Below are 15,744 nucleotides of genomic sequence, written 5' to 3'. Positions count from 1 at the left end.
GCGCCAGACCGTGTCTGCATGCCGCACGTCGGCCGCGGTGACGCGTCGATCGACGCGTCATCCGACCACCAGCGACCCCGGCGCTGCAATCGAGGCTGGCACCGCATGCGGCCGTCGAATGGTGTGCCGGCTGTCAACGCCGCACGTCAGCAACCCAGCTAGCCCAGGCGGCAGCACGCCGCCGCCACTCCACCCCACAGCGAGGACATGCCGTGACGAAGATCCCTTCAGCCAGTGCTTCCCAGCCAACGCGATCGACACACGCAGACGTCGTGATCGAAATGCCGCCGTTACAACAGCGCAACGAGACGCCGACACCTGCAGCGGACCCGGCGCTGTCGGGCCTGGCTCGCAGGCCTTCTGGACGACGCAGCAACGCGAAAAGCGACCACGGATCTGGCAGCGCTGATGAGAGAAACCAGCACGCCGGTGAGAGCCCGCTGCTGCATGCCTCGGGTGCGTCGATGCTGCATGGCAACGAGAGTACCAGCGAGCACTTCTTCGATGCCGAAGACTCCTTCGCCTCATCAGATCTGTCGTCCATTCGCCACGAACAACCTGCACCACCCGATCCGCCAGCGCACACCCCGGCAGTCACCACAGCAACCGCCGCACCCACACGCGCCGAGCGTCTGGGTGCGCTGGCTGCATCGATCGGAACCGGCGCAGCGCGTGGCGTGCACACCGTGCTTGGTCCGACCGCCAATGCGGTGAAGGCCGCGGCGCGCGGTGCACTGCCGATCAGTTTCGACAAGCAATACCTGGGTCCTTGAGTGGCACTGATTAGCCCACCCTTATGCTCCATCGCGCGTTAGACGACATCCAGAACGACGGTCGATTAACTCGCTTATTTCGCACATGAAAATAAAGGTTCGCTCTTCGAGAAATCTTAAAGTGCCAAGAGGATCAGGCTTGCCGTCCCGTATCCAGGACGTTGACATGCCAAAGATCCATCGTTCCAATGGCTTACACGAATCCCATTCACCCAATGGCTTGGCAGGCTTCGATCAAGAGTCCATTGTCAAACTTCATGAATATACAGCTCCTGAGTTCCTCGGGTTGAGTAAGTTCAGTTCGAAAAAGAAGAAAGTAAACGCCTCCACTATGCAAAACTTGAAGCTCGCTGAAGATGCAGTGCTGAAAGTGAAGTACTTGCTACCTTATGGTGCAGGTAACCAGAAAACTGACATCAGTTACACTCAAGGAGAGTCATGGGCAAGGCGGGCGATGCTGCGAGACAATGAGTATAACCAGGATCCCATTCAGAATGCGGGTAGGGCTGTAGCTTACCAAGCCGGAAACTGCAACGAACATGCAAATGTGGGTTATACGCTATTGGCGGCCAGCTCACTCAATGCGCCTCTACTTCGAGTAAGCGACGCAGATGAAGACCATGCTTACGTGCTGATTGGTGATCCCCGTGACCCCACGTGGGGCGAGAAAGATACGGTCGTTGTGGATGCGTGGGTGACACATCCAACAGCAATGACGTTAGACCAATCAAAAGGCTTAAATCCGCAGCCTACTCCCTTGTTCCAACGGCCTCCACGGGCTCAGCCAGATGCCAGAGCGACCGCTGCACTTGCCAACGTAAGCCCAGTATCGACTGAGAATGTCAATAAATATCTTCTTGAGCAGAGAGGCGCACCTGAAATTGGGCAGCCGCTCCTAAGGCATATTGATGCCTATGTGGATACAAGCAAATTTTTCAACGAACGCGTTTCGGTTGGCGACCCAAGCACCAGATATCAATCCTCAGCACTATCCTCAAAGTCGTTCGATAAGATTATGTACTGCACAATCGAGAAAGAAAATTATGCAGATGCTGCCTGGCGTGGCAACGGGTTTAGGTGGTAGGTCGATGGAGGAGCCCGCCATCCGCCCGCGCAAGTGAACCCGACATCCCCCCGATTCGACTAGCGACCCGGTTTGGAGTCTGATTTCCTACTCCGAGGAAGTTGACGTGAAGAAGCGTTTTCCCCGTAGAACAGATCATCAGGCTTCTGCGCGAAGCCGACGCGGGCGTCGCGATCAAGGACCTATGCGGGCGCCATGGCTTCAGTGGGGCGTCTTTGCTCCCCGTCGCGTAGCAAGGCTCGCCGTAATGAGCGTGCCCGATGCCAAGCGATTCAACGTTCTGGTCAAGGATGCGCGACGAGAAAAGTCGTGAGCGCATTGGCGCACCGTGCGCCGGTGCACGCGTGGATCGGGGGTGGTGCCAGCGAGCGCCGCACCTTGGCAGCGATCGGCATTGGCACCAGTGCGCTGAGCTATTGCCTGCGCGACGACAATAATTTCGAACTGCGCTGGCGCCAAGGCGCCTTGGCGCACCGCCGTCGCCGTTATAGCGTTGGGATGATCGATCCCAAGTTGCGACGGCAAAAACGCATCGTGAAATACAAGCGTGGGGCGTGGTTGTACCCAATAGGGCTGCCGCCTCAATGGAAGAGAGAGAATCGTCGTGCTGAGAAAATTGTTCTGGAGTGCTCCGAAAGCCCATTCCGATGCTGCAAGCACAGACCATGGCGGCCCGCCGGCCGCGCCAGTGGTACCGGGGGAATGGTCAGGACTAGGTCGTGCGCCAAAGCGGCCTGACGGCACAGCTAAGCGGCGTTCCCCAGTCCGTATCCCTGTGCTCCCGGTGCCAGCGGCTAGGGCAGGTCGGTTGCCAGGGACCTCCGCGGTGGAAAGCCTTCCTTCAGCCCATTGGTCACGGGGCGAGACCCAGTTCCATCCTTCCGTAAGCAACCCGCTGCCTTTGCAGCAGCCCCCGCCGACTCGTCGCCAGACGCTGGGTGCATTGTTAGCCGAGGAGCTAAGCCAGGAAGAAGCCGCCAGGCTGGGCAAGCAAGCCCGGCGCGACGCACTGACGCAACTACTGCAGGCCGCCTTGCCCAACGGGGGGCGAACCATGAAGCGGCTGAAGGCGCGGGCGGCCAGAAAGCAACCTGTCAGCGTGGCCGATCGATGGAGCGTGATCCGCAATGGAGCTCCCAAACCGATGCAAGGGGAGCGAAGGGAGTCGTTCGAGGCACTGGTGCGCAGTGATCTGCTGGCGATCGCACGCGCCGGCGAGATCGATCCATTGGTTGCAGTCAAAAAAATGGCCGAAGCCCTGGAAGAGGCAATTCTGGGCCAGGGCATTTTGATGAGCGATCGGCAACTGCTGGATGAAGTATTGGACAGCCTGTCGATTGATCGCCTGTACACGCGGCTGAATCTGAAGATGACGGACGACACCATGCCTGCCTTCACCAACGCGCAGGTGCTGCAGGCGCCGAGGGAGCTAGGAGAAGGCCGCTCCAACACGGTGTACGAGGTCGAGATCCGGAACGCGGATGGAGCTGCGATGAGCGCGGTTTTCAAGCCGCTTATCCACGAGCCACCCTCTCCGGATAAGTGGAGTGTGGTTGCCAGATTGACGGGCATTTCCAGGGAAGAACCGCAAACAGCGATGCGCAATCTCGCAACCGTGGCCTATGCAAGGAGGCTCGGGTTCCACGTGGTTGCCGACACGCGCGTGGCGCTGATGAATTTGGGACAAGATCCCTTTGAGCCAGCTCTGGGTCTGATCATGGAACGCGCCCAAGGAAAACCAGCCGAAGAGGTCGATGCGTCCACCCTGGTCCAGGCGAACGTGTGCGCCGAAGTGATGAAGCTGCAGCTGCTCGACCATCTGACGGGCGAAGCTGATCGCCACGACAAAAACTATTTCATTCACGTCAAGCCGGATGGTCGAGCCAAGGTTATGGGCATCGACAACGACAACTGTTTTGGTGCGGAACTTACCGCCCCAGACGGTGCCCAGCCGAACCTGGAAGACCCGCAACGCAGGGCGTTTCATGGGACTGCGCTTCCCCCGGTGGTAGATACCGACATGGAGCGCGCCATCCTTGCACTCACGGAAGAAGACATTCGGTCGATGCTGAAAGACAAGCTCAACGATTCCGAGATCGCTGCCGCCATCCAGCGTTATCAAGGCGTCCGGCAGCATCTCCTTGCCCTGCGGAATTCCGGCCTGGTTATCGAGCCGCACGAATGGGGCCGGGCGGATGTACAACAACGCCTGACCCCGACAAACAGCTATTTGGGCCGCGAACTCGAATTTGCTTAGCTTCTCGGCCCGGCCATCCCAGGCCGCGATGCCACTCCTGCCAACGATAGCCAGCGAGCAACATCCCTGGGACCCTCTTGCAGGCGATGCGGACCAGGGCACCATCGCACCCACAGCCTAGTTCCAGTTTGGCCGGGAGCGGCCTCGCACGCAGGGTGCCCGTCTCCGTTACGCGCAGTCCGGCGGGCCGTGTCATCTCACGCGCTTTGGCAGGCACATGCCTGCCGGTAGAAGGCGACCGCAGGTAGAGCAGTCCCGGGGCGGGCGGCACAGGCCCGTGGGAGGTGCATGCCCGATGCCGTGCTGTGTGACGAGCGCCTAGCGAGGCTCTGGTGCCCAGTCTGGATCTTCGAAGTTCAAACGACATCGATGGGTAGAGGATCTTGCTGCGGACAACTTCCCGTCCTCGGGTAGCGTTGATCAGACCATCCCTAAGAGAATCGAGCAGCAACATTACTCGGATCTGGTCAGCCGGCTCGCGCTGGGTGGCATTCTGAGCAACATCGCCGTGGGTGCGGCCGGCAAGTCAGCGGGCCAACCGGAGATGGCGGCGAGGCTGCTGGCCAGCGATCTGAAGATCGCCGCTTATGCCGCAGCCCGCGACACCATCCAGGCGACATTTCGCATGGTGGGAATGCGTGGCCCCACCAATGGCGGCATCAGCGATCCGCATATCACCAGCGCCGGCAGGTTTTACGGCATGGGCAACGTCCTGACCAATCTGGCATCCAACGAGCTGGCATCGCCGGACTTCGCCGCGGCCCGGCAACGCTGGGCCGGCCTGCACTCGCCTTTCACCCAAGGCGAGGCAACCAGCGTCATCTTGCGTCAATCGGCGGTAAACACCGCCTTGAATGTCGGCCTGGAGACGCTGGACTGGATCAACGTCACCCAGCACGAAGCCGACGAAGCCGGCACGCAACAGATCTGGGAACCCGAGTGGAAGGGCAAGCGCGAGGATTATGAGCGGGTTATGGATCATTCGGTCGTACGCACGGCCGCCATCAATTCCAATATCGCGCTTGGTACCGCCATCAACATGATTGGCGCGTGGCTCGGGTTGTCGCCCACACGCAGCGGATTGCTCTCCAATACGGTGTCCGGCGTGGTCGCCGGCATGCAATACAAGACCGTCGGCGCCACCTGGCAAGCCGAGGCAGCCGTTCGCGCAGCCGAGGCGCCTCGCTCGCAGGTTGAGTAAGCACAGCGATCACACCTTCGCGCCCGCCACCAGGCGGGCGCGGCTGGCTTGATGCCATGTGCTACACCACATGCGCTCCTGCTGTCGCAGCAGCGTTACTCGGCAACCACGCCGCGCTTGGTCAGAATCGCGTGGATGGCATGCGCATATTTATCGCGCTCGGCGGGTGTTTCGGAATGATAGGCGCCCACGGCGGCCCAGGTATTTCCATATTTATTGGTCATCTCGCGCAGCCGCCAGGCGGCGACATACACGCTGACGCACGGCTGCATCAACGCGTCCCTGGAAATGCCGTAACTGGAAAGGCGCCGCAGATGAATCGAATTGATCTGCATCTTTCCATAATCGATCGTGCCGTTGTTGTTGCGATGGATCGCGTCGGCACGGCCACGTGATTCCTGCCACGCAATGGCACGCAGCACCCATGGATTGACGTGTTGATAGCCGGCGGCTTCTTCAAAACAGTCTGCGCGTGCGAGCGGCGCGGCGCACAGCAACGCCGCCGCAATCAACACGCGTCGCCGAGGAGCGGCAGCATGCGTGGGCTGGAGCGTGGACCTCCATCGCGCGCCTATGCGCATGTTTCTCGAAAGCGTGGCACAACACAGTTGACGCCAGACACCCGTGCCGTGCACAGACGCACACGTGGTCGGCGTATCGGTCTCTTTCATGTCTGTCACCTGATCGTCGTTCATTCCAGCAACGTAGCGAAGTGGACGCACACCCCCGGTTGGTCCGACGCTCCGCTTGATCGCGACACCATAACGGTGCCGTGCATCCGCATGCACACGCTGGACGAAGCGTCTATGACGTAAACGAAATCACAACACGCAGCGTTACAAAACAGCTGTTTTCCTGGGTTTCCCCTGTGTTTTCTGCAGTCACGTTCGCAAGCAAAAGCGCACCTTCGCGTCCTGGCAGATGCACCGCCGTTGCCTCTTCTACTTTGCGCTCGGGGGCAGCGCAGCGTCCCCGTTGCGATCTTGCCGTTGCAGCTTTCCGGCAATCCGCGATGTATCCAGTTCAACCACATGAGACGGGAATCACCATGGACTCTATCGGGAACAACTTTTCGAATATCAGCAATCTGCAGACGATGGGCATCGGGCCTCAGCAACACGAGGACTCCTGTCAGCACTCGCCTTCGGCTGGCTCCGAGCAGCAGCTGGATCAGTTGCTCGCCATGTTCATCATGATGATGCTGCAACAGAGCCAGGGCAGCGAAGCAAATCAGGAGTGTGGCAACGAACAACCGCAGAACGGTCAACAGGAAGGCCTGAGTCCGTTGACGCAGATGCTGATGCAGATCGTGATTCAGCTGATGCAGAACCAGGGCGGCGCCGGCATGGGCGGTGGCGGTTCGGTCAACAGCAGCCTGGGCAGCAACAGTGTGGGTGGCGGTTTCAACGCCAACCTGTAGAGCATCACCGGCCAAGCCTGATTGGCAATGCGTGCAGGCTGCCGCGCCACGCGGCAGCCTGCACGTTGTCACAGCGTCGGCTACGCCCCGAAGCGTTGCTCAGGGCGAGACGATATGCGGCGTCAGCAAGAACAACCGCTGCAGCCGCGAGCCGCTCTTTTGGCGATGCTTGAACAGGTTGCCGACCAGGGGAATCTTGGACAGCCCGGGGACCTTGTTCAGATCGGTCTGATCGGTATCCTGGGCATACCCGGCGATCAGCAGGCTCTGGCCCTCGTTGACGAATGCCTGGGTGGTGATCTCGCTGGAGGTGATGACGGGAATGCCATCGACGGTATTGGCGCCCAACTGCCCGTCTTCGATACGCACATCCAGGCGCATCTGTCCGTTTGGCGAGCCCGGCACCACACTCGGCAATACGCGTAGCGACACACCTGCGGACAGGTTGTAGAGGTCTGCGGCTGCGTAACCGCTGACACGCACGAACGCCTGCTGCTTGTGATCCATCACCGCTTCCACATTGTCCAGCGTCGCCACTTGCGGGGTGGACACGATCTTGGCCTTGTCGGTCTGCTCGAGCGCCGAGACGCGCGTCATCAGGTAACGCCCTGCATCGCCAAGGACAGCGGTCAACGTCCCGCCCAACGGCGCGGTTGCACCCGCTGCTGCTGCACCGCTCAAGCTGCCATCGTAGCCAAGCTGGCCACCACGCCCGTCGCCGGTCTGCACATCCACACGCCGGCTGTGGAACCGCCAGTCCACGCCGAGATCCTGCATGGCACCGTCGCGGATCTCGATGATGGTGGCATCGATCTGCAGCAGCTTGGGGCGGTTGTCGAGCTGCTGGATCAACGTGCCATAGGCGGCCATGCGCTCGGGGCGGTCGCGGATGAGAATGGCGTTGGTGCGCGGGTCGGCTTCGATCACCGGCGCGTCGGAAGCCTGCTCGCCGCCGTTGCCGGCGTCCACCGCCAGCGGCGCATCGCGGCGGGCCTGGCTCATCTCCGGCCACACGCTGGCCGGCGCATTGGCGCCACTGCCCGGCAACGGCGGGCTGACCGGCACGCGATCGGATGGCGAGGCACCGCCGAACCACGACGCAGGCAATCCGAGAATGCCGGTGTTGCCGCCACCGCCATTCTGACCCTGACCGTTGTTGCCGAAGGTGTTGGACGAGCCACCGCCGATCGGTTGCACCCGCCCGAAATTCGCGCCCGGCCCGGGCAGCGCCGCCGTGGGCGCGCCACGCACGCCGTACATGCTGCGCAACAGGCTGGCCATGCCCGGCACCTGGACATCCTGCCCACCGATGCGGGTGCTGTGATCGGCCGCCTGCGCGTAATGCAGCTGAAATACCTGCACTTCGGTGGCGTCGCGTTGGCGTGCGCCCTGCTCGACCTGCTTGGCGATCGCAGTGACGGTATCCACATAACCCGGCGGGCCGGACACCACCGCCACGTGCGCGGTCTCGTCATAACGGACCGGAAAGCGCGGATCGTCCAGCCGCATGCGCGCAAGCGCATCGCGCAGCGCACTGGTCGACGCGGCGCCCAGATTCAAGGTTGCATTCTTGGTTTCGTTGGCGCCCCAGATCCTGAGCACGGCACCGTCGTAATACCAGACGAAGCCGAATGTCGCAGACAGATCGTCAAGGAATTTCTGCGGGCTGGCCTCGAACTTGCCACTGAGCGTGCCGGTCACTTCCGGTGAAATCCAGGTGGTGATGGATTGGCTGGCGGACAGGTCGCGCAGCACTTCCTTGAGATCCTTGTGGTCGGCGACGTATTTGAAGCTGCGCGAATGCCACGGCACCTGCGCAGCATCGGCATGCGGCGGCAGCAGCGGCAGCAGGCTCAATAGCAACGCGGCGGCCAATGGCGCACGTCGATGGCGGTGAACTGGAGGACAGGCGTATGCCATGGCGTTCCCTCTGCGAGGCAAGTGAAAGAAGTCGATAGGGCGGCGCCTGGCGGGCAGGCGTCGGCCGGGGATTGCGTGCCGGATGCAGCGCCGTGCTGCGTACTGCAGCGTCGAGCAGCACATCGAGGGCGCGTGCGACTCAGTGTAGGCAGCGCACGGCAGGCGATGTCTCAACAATGATCAATTCGCTGCGCCCCCCTTGCCGCCAACGTTCGCGGCATCGTGCAACTGCTGCTGGAAATGGAGGAAGCCGAGAGCGTCGCCGGATTGCGCGATGAACACGCTGGTCAACAATGCCAGCAGCAGCAGCGCCAATACCCCACGGATCGGTTGACTCAGATTCGAAGGTTCCAGCTTGTCGGCGGCGCGCGCCACAAAGCCGATGGCCAGATCCACCAGCACCAGCACCAGCATCAACGGTGCGGCCAGCTTGACGATTGCGGTCATCATGCCGTCGGTCTGCTGGATGACGAAGGACTCGGCGACCGCGCCCATATCCGGCGTGAGCTGGCTCAGCGGCCACCAGCGAAACGATTCGAACAGCGCACCCAGCAGCATCAGCATGCCGCCCAGCGCGTAGAAAGACACGATCGCCAACTGCATCAACACCGTGGAGACCGGCGTACTCTGCTCACCGCTCAGCGGGTTGGTCATCTGCACGTTGTTGTAGCCGGACACATCGTCGATGAGCAGGCCCACACTCTCGGCAACCCAGAACACCGTGGATGCGGCAAACCCGATCAGCAGGCCGAGGAAGGCTTCCTTGAATACCAGCCCGACCAGGCCGGTCGCTTCGATTCTGGCCAGCGCATCGGCCGGTTGTCCGTAGGCGATGAACGAACTGAGCACATACACCACACCGTTGCGCGCCATTCCGGGAAGGCTGTCCTGCGCCGTTGCCGGCAGCACGAAAAACATCACGAACACCCGCACCCCGCATAGCGCCAGCAGGGTCAGCAGCGACACGCCCTGGGATGACAATGCCAGCAGTGCGGTGGCGGTGTCGTTCATTGCCCCACTCCGCGCGCGGCACGATGCAACCGCAGCCCGAGCAAGGCGTCGATCGCGTCTTCCTCTTCGGCCGCTTCGCGTTGGGCTTGCCAGGCACGCTGCGCGCGGGCGGCGTTTTCTGCGTACACATCCGCCTGCGCCTGCAGCTTGCTCACTGCCTGTTGCACCGTTGCGGCCTCATCGCGTGCGCTCTGCAACGCCTGCGTCGCTGCGACCAGCGCCTGCTCTGCGGCGCGGCAGCGCTCTTCCAGCACCGTGCGGAAGCGCTGGTGCTGCAGGATCGCCTCGATGCCGATCGGCTCACCCGCGCCGGCCTTGTCGGCCAGCGTGGTATCGAACGCCTCCAGGCGCGTGGTGCAGGCGTTGGCCTCCTGACTGCAACTGGCGCGCTCGCCATCGCACTGCTCCAGCGCCCGCCTGCAGTCGCTCAGGCGCTCCTGCATCCGCTGGTAACGGCGCGTCTTCAACTGCTGCAACGTGGCCCAGGTGCCGGCACGCTCACGCATCGTCGATCACGCCGGCAAGCTGCTCCAGGGTGGCGTCATAGTCGCTGAGCTGATCGGTGGACTGGCTGAGGAAGTCGCGAATCGCATCGATCCTGGCGATCGCCTCGTCGGCGACCGCATCGCTGCCCTGGCGGTACTCGCCGACCTGCAGCAAGGTCTCCACCTCGTTGTACTTGGCCAGCAGGCGCCGCAGCTGGCCGGCGTACTGGCGTTGCTCGGCAGACACGATCTGGCTCATCACCCGGCTCAGGCTTCCCAGCACATCGATCGCCGGGTACTGGTTCTTGGCGGCGATCTCACGCGACAGAATCAGATGGCCATCCAGGATGCCGCGCACCTCCTCGGCGATCGGATCGCTGCCGGTGTCGTCTTCGGCCAGCACGGTGTAAAACGCGGTGATCGAGCCCGTCTCGCCCATGCCGGCACGTTCGAGCAGGCGTGGCAACTCGGCAAACACCGACGGCGGGAAGCCGCGCCGTGTGGGGGGCTCGCCGGCGGCCAGACCGATCTCGCGTTGCGCGCGGGCAAAGCGTGTCAGCGAGTCCATCATCAGCAGAACGCGCATGCCCTGATCGCGAAAATATTCGGCGATGGCGGTGCCGACATAGGCGGCCTTGGCGCGCTCGATCGAGGAGCGATCGGAGGTGGCGCACACCACCACGCTGCGCGCCAGACCGTCTGGGCCAAGAATCATCTCGATGAATTCACGCACTTCGCGCCCGCGCTCGCCGATCAGCACGATCACGTTGACGTCGCACTGCGTACCGCGCGCGAACATCCCCATCAAGGTGCTCTTGCCGACGCCGGCTGCGGCGAAAATGCCCATGCGCTGGCCTTCGCCCAGCGTCGTCAGGCCATCGACGATGCGCACACCGGTCGGTAGCGGCTGTTCGATCAGGCGCCGGCGCATCGGATCCGGCGCCTGTGCCTGGATCTGCACCCAGCCGTCGCCGGCGACCGGCCCCTGGCCGTCCGCCGGCTCACCCAGGCCATCGAGTACGCGCCCCAGCAGCGCCTCCCCGACCGGCACCGCCAAGGGGCGCCCCGATCCGATCACGCGCGTCTCGCGCGACAAGCCCACCAGCTCGCCAAACGGCGCCAGCAAGGCGAGATGGCGGCTGAAGCCCACCACCTCGGCACGTTGCAACAGCGTGCCGTCGCGCTGGCGCAACTCGCATACCTCGCCCAGGCTGACCTGCACCCCGGCGACCTTGAGCATGGTGCCGATCACCTCGACCACCTTGCCGTAGCGACGGCCGAAGGCCAGCGCGGCCAGTTCGCGCTCAAGCGTTGCCTCCAGCACCGGCATCTCAGCAGACATCCGGCACCGCCTGTGGCGCGGCCAGCACGCGGCGGATGACCCGCTGGAGGCTGCGCAGCTGATCGCGCAGATCGGTCTCAAACACGCCGGTATCCCATTCGCACACGCAGGCACCCAAGGCCAGCGTCGCATCGCCGCACAGTTCCACCGGCATGGCCCAGCCTGCGGCCGCGGCGGCCGCATCGAAGGCGCGCCGTGCGTCGTCCAGCGCATCGGGATGCACGCTCACCCGCAGCGCTTTCGCCTCGTCCAGGGCGCCATCCAGCGCCTGTGCGGCGCGCGCGTACAGCGCAGCGGGGTCGTGCCCGTGGAGGACCTGTTCGCAAGCGTGTGCGACGATCTCGGCCAGACGCGCGCGGGCGCGCTGCGCGGCGTCCTCGGCCGCGAAGGCATGCCGCACGCCGCGCTCGTTCCACGCGTCGAGCTGACGGCGCAGCCCGGCTGCATAGCCCAGGCGTGCACTGCGCTCGGCCTTGTCCTGGGCATCCTGGAGGATCGTCTCGGCCTGTTGTTGGGCGTCGTCGATCAGCGCCTGCGCATGCGCCTGGGCGTCCGCCAGCGTCTGCGCGCACCGCGCGTGCACCTGTGCAGTCGCTGCGTCCAGTTCCAGCACACAGGCCAATGCCTCGCGTGGGATGACCTCGCAGTCCAGGCCGACTGCCTCCGGTGTGGACCTCAGCCAAAGACGCATGGCAGCTCCGGCAACAAGGTAGGCAGCGCCTGCAGAAACGCAGCGCTCGCGCCATCTGCCGCGATGGGCGCCACCTTGGCAGCGCCCAACGGCAAGGACAGCGCCAACACCTTGGCGATGCAGGGGTCTGGCCAGGCACCATCGGCCTCCATTCGACGCCAGCCATCGCCGATCCATGCCGCGTGCTCGGCATCGCGCGGCAACAGCGGCACTGTCATGCCGGTGACTGCGCGATGGCGCACATGCTCAAGCACCGCCGGCCCCACCCACTGCTCGAACCAGGTCAGGCGCTCGCGTTCGATACAGCGGCGCAGCGCCAGTGCGCGCGAAAACACTGCGCGGCTCATCAACACCTTGGCGAGCAGATCCGGCGCGAGCACGACCAACCGATTGGCCAGCGGATCCAGCGCCGAAACCTGCATGCGCGAGCATCCCGACCAGGCCTGGATCACGCGCACACGGCGCTGCTCCGGTGCCCGTTCCCAGCCCAACGCAGCGACCGGACCCAGCCAGTGCGCCACCCGCTCTGCCTCCAGCGATTGCGCCAGCATGGACACGGCCGCCGTCCATCGCTGAAGCCACAGTGCCGCGTTGTCGATGCGTGCCTTGTCCATCCGCCGGCCTCACCCAGCATGTTTTCTGGACAACGCGCGCAGGCGCTGCCAGCCGCCCCAGCGGCGTGCATCGGCGCTCGGCCACCAGTACAGCGCTGCCGCAGCAATCGCCACGCACAGCGCCAGCGCGCATCCGGTCAGCCACGGCCACGGCCATGCGCGCGCAGGCGCCGCCACAGAGAGCTGCGCATCGCTCTCCGCCCCGCCCGGCACCAGCGTGACGCTGACGTTTTCGTAGGTCAGTCCTTCCACGCTGTGCATCACCAGCGTCTTGATGCTGGGTACCAGGCTGGTCAGATCGCTACCGACGCGAAACTTGATGAACACCGCAGCGCTGGAGGGTTTGACCGAGGTGGACAGCGGGTCGTTGTTGGGAAGCACGATCTGCACATCGGCCGCGATCACGCCGTCGATATTCGACAAGGTCTGCGACAGCTGCTGCGACACGCCGTAGATGAAGCGCACGCGTTCTTCGGTGGGTGTGGAGATCAGGCCGTCCTTCTTGAACATCTCGCCGAGATTGGCGTGTCGCTCATGCGGCATGCCATGCGTGCGCAGCACGTTCAATGCGTACGCGACCTGATCGTGCGGCGCGTTGACCGCCCAGGTTTTGCCGTCGTCGGGCGTGAGCTTTTCTGCATCCACACCAGCCGTCAGCAGCACGGCCAGCATGTCGTTGGCGTCGTTCTCGGTCAGCCCGGAATAGAGCTGCTGGTCGCAGCCAGACAGCAGCAGTGCCAGCAGCAACACCAGCAGGTATCTGAGCTTTCGCATGCTATTGGTTCTTGAACAGCGTCTGCACGGCGTTCTTGCCCGACTGTGCCACGCCGACGCTGACATTGAGGTTGAAGCCAACCATCGTCAGCTCGTGCATCAACTTCATTTGTTGCGAAGCCATTTCCTGCAGACCCATGGTCGGCGCCTGCATGCTGAAGGCATCGATATGCTCGGTGATGGTCCTCACGCCATCGTTCTGCACGTCGACCATGCGGCTCATCATGCTCGGCTCGCCGACACGCTGCATGGCAGGCGGCAACGGGCTGGAGGACTGCATCAGCGCCTGGAAGCGATTGACAAGCGCCTGGTTCGGCGCCGCCGTCGGCGACACCGCTGGCGTGGACAGGCCGGTACTGGCAGTGATTGCTGGGACAGGAGGAATGAGCGTCATGACGTGTTCCGCAGGCTGGGGGGAGTCTGGCTCAGGCGCGCAGATACTGGGCGTTGGGAACTTCCATCGGCGCGGCAGATTCGGCCGCCGCTTCCAGCGGCGCGGGTGCCGGGGTGTAGCGTCCTGACAGCGCCTTGACCAGTCCAACGGCGTCGGCATCGGCGTCCTCTTCGATCAGACCGTCTGCAATGCCATGCCAGGACGGGTCGCCCACCGCAAACAGGCAACACGCGTACAAGGCCTTGCACAACGGCTCGGAGCCCGCATCGGCCTCCAGCTCACGCAGCAGGCGCGCGCCCTCCAGATAACTGCCGCGCTTGATCGCAATCCAGGCATCGAAGGTATCCAGCGCCTTCAACTCTGGCCGCAGTACTCGCACGGCGGCCAGCACCGCTGCGGCCTCTTCGATTTTTTCGTGGGTCAGCCCGACCGTGATCAGTTCGATCAGCCCGCTCACGACCGAACCGGGACATTCAATCTTTTCCATACCGCACCTCTTCATTCAATGGCTGTGGACAGCATGCGTGCGTAACGTACGCTTCGGCGCCAACGAAGACTTTTCAGAAGCGAACATCGGAATGCCATCGCGAACAAACACGTCGTGCTTCGTACACCCATGCACACGTTCGCCTTGGAAGCGGATCGTCCGGCGACGGCTCGCTCAGAATGGGGGTGCAGCAATAGCGGCCGGAGATCGCCATGTCGGATGAGAAGACCGAGAAGCCGACAGAAAAGAAACTGCAGGATGCGCGCAGGGATGGGGAAGTCCCGATCAGCCCGGATGTCACTGCCGCCGCGGTGCTGCTGGCCGCGCTGCTGGTGATGAAGCTGGCAGGCAGCTATTTTGTCGAACATCTGCGTGCATTGATGTCGATCGGTTTCGACTTCACCGCCAATACGCGCGATGCCACCGCCTTGCACCGTGCGCTCGGTCGCATCGGCATCCAGGGTGTCTTGCTGACGCTGCCCTTCGTGACGGCCTGCCTGGCCGCAGGATTGATCGGCACCTTTGTGCAGACCGGGCTTAATGCCTCGCTCAAACCGGTCACGCCCAAATTCGATTCGCTCAACCCCGTCAACGGCGTCAAAAAACTTTTTTCGTTACGCAGTCTCATCAACCTACTGAAGCTGGGCATCAAGGCGGCCGTGATCGGCGTGGTGCTGTGGTACGGCCTTCGTGCACTCATGCCGACCATCATCGGGCTCGCCTACCAGCCACCGGCCGACATCGCCCAGATCGGCTGGCGCGCACTGGGCATTCTGTGCGCCCTGGCGGTCCTGGTGTTCGTGCTGGTCGGCGCGGCGGACTGGAGCGTGCAGCATTGGTTGTTCATTCGCGACAAGCGCATGAGCAAGGACGAGCAGAAGCGCGAACACAAGGAGAGCGAAGGCGACCCGGAAGTGAAGGGAAAGCGCAAGGAATTCGCCAAGGAACTGGTCTTCGGCGACCCGCGCGAGCGCGTTGCCAAGGCCAAGGTGATGGTGGTCAACCCGACCCATTACGCCGTCGCGCTCGCCTACGAACCGGACGGCTTCGGTCTGCCGCAGGTGGTTGCAAAGGGCGTGGACGACAGTGCGCTGGAACTGCGTGCCTACGCGCACAACCAGGGCATCCCGATCGTGGCGAACCCGCCGTTGGCGCGTGCGCTGCATGCGGTCGAACTGGGCGAGGCGGTTCCCGAATCGCTGTTCGAAACGGTGGCGGTGGTGCTGCGCTGGGTCGATGAGCTGGGCCGCGACAACGATGAGGGCAGCGGTCCGCTGCCCTGCTAGGAGAT

The 15,744-nt window shown here is 63.2% G+C and carries 16 protein-coding genes and 1 pseudogene; 7 read left to right on the top strand and 10 right to left on the bottom strand.

Annotated elements, in window-relative coordinates; translation table 11 throughout:
* The first annotated feature begins 212 nt into the window (after positions 1 to 212).
* The 5 genes and pseudogenes from ACCQ01_RS06940 to ACCQ01_RS06920 all read left to right on the top strand — a co-directional run bounded on the left by ACCQ01_RS06940 (position 213) and on the right by ACCQ01_RS06920 (position 5,315).
* Positions 213 to 773 carry a hypothetical protein gene (locus ACCQ01_RS06940; RefSeq protein ID WP_223647674.1) on the top strand — a complete coding sequence of 187 codons (561 nt, stop codon included), beginning with the start codon at positions 213 to 215 and terminating at the stop codon, positions 771 to 773.
* Between the two features lie 166 nt (positions 774 to 939).
* Positions 940 to 1,857, top strand: a complete 918-nt coding sequence (locus ACCQ01_RS06935; RefSeq protein ID WP_014507126.1) for a hypothetical protein — start codon at positions 940 to 942, stop codon at positions 1,855 to 1,857.
* 134 nt (positions 1,858 to 1,991) lie between these two features.
* Positions 1,992 to 2,421 (top strand): annotated as a pseudogene (locus tag ACCQ01_RS06930) (IS3 family transposase); the annotation flags it as partial.
* Between the two features lie 262 nt (positions 2,422 to 2,683).
* Positions 2,684 to 4,114 (top strand): hypothetical protein, encoded by a 1,431-nt coding sequence (locus ACCQ01_RS06925; RefSeq protein ID WP_228433052.1) that lies wholly within the window; start codon positions 2,684 to 2,686, stop codon positions 4,112 to 4,114.
* A 508-nt stretch (positions 4,115 to 4,622) separates the two neighbouring features.
* Positions 4,623 to 5,315 carry a hypothetical protein gene (locus ACCQ01_RS06920; protein ID WP_228433051.1) on the top strand — a complete coding sequence of 231 codons (693 nt, stop codon included), beginning with the start codon at positions 4,623 to 4,625 and terminating at the stop codon, positions 5,313 to 5,315.
* 95 nt (positions 5,316 to 5,410) lie between these two features.
* Here ACCQ01_RS06920 and ACCQ01_RS06915 read toward each other — a convergent pair whose 3' ends face one another.
* A complete protein-coding gene (locus tag ACCQ01_RS06915; RefSeq protein WP_228433062.1) occupies positions 5,411 to 5,896 on the bottom strand; it encodes a lytic transglycosylase domain-containing protein in 486 nt (161 codons plus the stop codon).
* A 431-nt stretch (positions 5,897 to 6,327) separates the two neighbouring features.
* Between ACCQ01_RS06915 and xopA the strand changes: the two genes are divergently transcribed.
* The gene (xopA, locus tag ACCQ01_RS06910) at positions 6,328 to 6,735 is read left to right on the top strand and encodes a XopA/Hpa1 family type III secretion system protein (protein ID WP_228433050.1); all 408 of its coding nucleotides are present in this window, start codon (positions 6,328 to 6,330) and stop codon (positions 6,733 to 6,735) included.
* 99 nt (positions 6,736 to 6,834) lie between these two features.
* Here the strand turns inward: xopA and sctC are convergent, their stop codons facing one another.
* The 9 genes from sctC to ACCQ01_RS06865 all read right to left on the bottom strand — a co-directional run bounded on the left by sctC (position 6,835) and on the right by ACCQ01_RS06865 (position 14,453).
* Positions 6,835 to 8,655 (bottom strand): type III secretion system outer membrane ring subunit SctC, encoded by a 1,821-nt coding sequence (gene sctC / locus ACCQ01_RS06905; protein WP_228433049.1) that lies wholly within the window; start codon positions 8,653 to 8,655, stop codon positions 6,835 to 6,837.
* 180 nt (positions 8,656 to 8,835) lie between these two features.
* Positions 8,836 to 9,666, bottom strand: coding sequence for a type III secretion system export apparatus subunit SctT (gene sctT / locus ACCQ01_RS06900; protein WP_104550810.1), 831 nt, complete (start codon positions 9,664 to 9,666; stop codon positions 8,836 to 8,838).
* Positions 9,663 to 10,172: a type III secretion protein HrpB7 gene (locus tag ACCQ01_RS06895; protein WP_228433048.1), complete on the bottom strand. Its 510-nt coding sequence runs from the start codon at positions 10,170 to 10,172 to the stop codon at positions 9,663 to 9,665. Before ACCQ01_RS06895 ends, sctT begins: the two co-directional genes overlap by 4 nt.
* Positions 10,165 to 11,493, bottom strand: coding sequence for a type III secretion system ATPase SctN (sctN, locus tag ACCQ01_RS06890; protein WP_228433047.1), 1,329 nt, complete (start codon positions 11,491 to 11,493; stop codon positions 10,165 to 10,167). The genes ACCQ01_RS06895 and sctN overlap by 8 nt, the downstream gene beginning before the upstream one ends.
* Positions 11,483 to 12,184, bottom strand: a complete 702-nt coding sequence (gene sctL, locus ACCQ01_RS06885; protein ID WP_043909229.1) for a type III secretion system stator protein SctL — start codon at positions 12,182 to 12,184, stop codon at positions 11,483 to 11,485. The genes sctN and sctL overlap by 11 nt, the downstream gene beginning before the upstream one ends.
* A complete protein-coding gene (locus tag ACCQ01_RS06880) occupies positions 12,169 to 12,798 on the bottom strand; it encodes a type III secretion protein HrpB4 (protein ID WP_180315218.1) in 630 nt (209 codons plus the stop codon). The genes sctL and ACCQ01_RS06880 overlap by 16 nt, the downstream gene beginning before the upstream one ends.
* Before the next feature lie 9 nt (positions 12,799 to 12,807).
* Positions 12,808 to 13,572, bottom strand: a complete 765-nt coding sequence (gene sctJ, locus ACCQ01_RS06875; RefSeq protein ID WP_228433046.1) for a type III secretion system inner membrane ring lipoprotein SctJ — start codon at positions 13,570 to 13,572, stop codon at positions 12,808 to 12,810.
* A 1-nt stretch (position 13,573) separates the two neighbouring features.
* Positions 13,574 to 13,966: a type III secretion protein HrpB2 gene (locus ACCQ01_RS06870; protein WP_006451032.1), complete on the bottom strand. Its 393-nt coding sequence runs from the start codon at positions 13,964 to 13,966 to the stop codon at positions 13,574 to 13,576.
* 31 nt (positions 13,967 to 13,997) lie between these two features.
* Entirely contained in the window at positions 13,998 to 14,453 is a 456-nt protein-coding gene (locus tag ACCQ01_RS06865; RefSeq protein ID WP_076039328.1) for an HrpB1 family type III secretion system apparatus protein, read from the bottom strand.
* Positions 14,454 to 14,665: 212 nt separating this feature from the next.
* Here ACCQ01_RS06865 and sctU point away from each other — a divergent pair, with 212 nt between their 5' ends.
* Positions 14,666 to 15,739, top strand: a complete 1,074-nt coding sequence (gene sctU / locus ACCQ01_RS06860; protein WP_228433045.1) for a type III secretion system export apparatus subunit SctU — start codon at positions 14,666 to 14,668, stop codon at positions 15,737 to 15,739.
* Positions 15,740 to 15,744 lie beyond the last annotated feature (5 nt).

It is taken from the genome of Xanthomonas sp. NCPPB 4037 (assembly GCF_041475695.2).
GTDB lineage: Bacteria > Pseudomonadota > Gammaproteobacteria > Xanthomonadales > Xanthomonadaceae > Xanthomonas > Xanthomonas campestris.
The sequence above is the reverse complement of the archived record's forward strand: the minus strand, read 5'-3'. Positions and strand labels throughout refer to the sequence as shown.

Bases quoted from the DNA above. Each gene is read 5' to 3' on its own strand.
- sctT (WP_104550810.1), bottom strand. From the start codon at position 9,666: ATGAACGACACCGCCACCGCACTGCTGGCATTGTCATCCCAGGGCGTG.
- sctL (WP_043909229.1), bottom strand. From the start codon at position 12,184: ATGCGTCTTTGGCTGAGGTCCACACCGGAGGCAGTCGGCCTGGACTGC.
- sctN (WP_228433047.1), bottom strand. From the start codon at position 11,493: ATGTCTGCTGAGATGCCGGTGCTGGAGGCAACGCTTGAGCGCGAACTG.
- sctU (WP_228433045.1), top strand. From the start codon at position 14,666: ATGTCGGATGAGAAGACCGAGAAGCCGACAGAAAAGAAACTGCAGGAT.
- sctC (WP_228433049.1), bottom strand. From the start codon at position 8,655: ATGGCATACGCCTGTCCTCCAGTTCACCGCCATCGACGTGCGCCATTG.
- ACCQ01_RS06870 (WP_006451032.1), bottom strand. From the start codon at position 13,966: ATGACGCTCATTCCTCCTGTCCCAGCAATCACTGCCAGTACCGGCCTG.
- ACCQ01_RS06915 (WP_228433062.1), bottom strand. From the start codon at position 5,896: ATGCGCATAGGCGCGCGATGGAGGTCCACGCTCCAGCCCACGCATGCT.
- sctJ (WP_228433046.1), bottom strand. From the start codon at position 13,572: ATGCGAAAGCTCAGATACCTGCTGGTGTTGCTGCTGGCACTGCTGCTG.
- ACCQ01_RS06895 (WP_228433048.1), bottom strand. From the start codon at position 10,172: ATGCGTGAGCGTGCCGGCACCTGGGCCACGTTGCAGCAGTTGAAGACG.
- xopA (WP_228433050.1), top strand. From the start codon at position 6,328: ATGTATCCAGTTCAACCACATGAGACGGGAATCACCATGGACTCTATC.
- ACCQ01_RS06880 (WP_180315218.1), bottom strand. From the start codon at position 12,798: ATGGACAAGGCACGCATCGACAACGCGGCACTGTGGCTTCAGCGATGG.
- ACCQ01_RS06865 (WP_076039328.1), bottom strand. From the start codon at position 14,453: ATGGAAAAGATTGAATGTCCCGGTTCGGTCGTGAGCGGGCTGATCGAA.
- ACCQ01_RS06935 (WP_014507126.1), top strand. From the start codon at position 940: ATGCCAAAGATCCATCGTTCCAATGGCTTACACGAATCCCATTCACCC.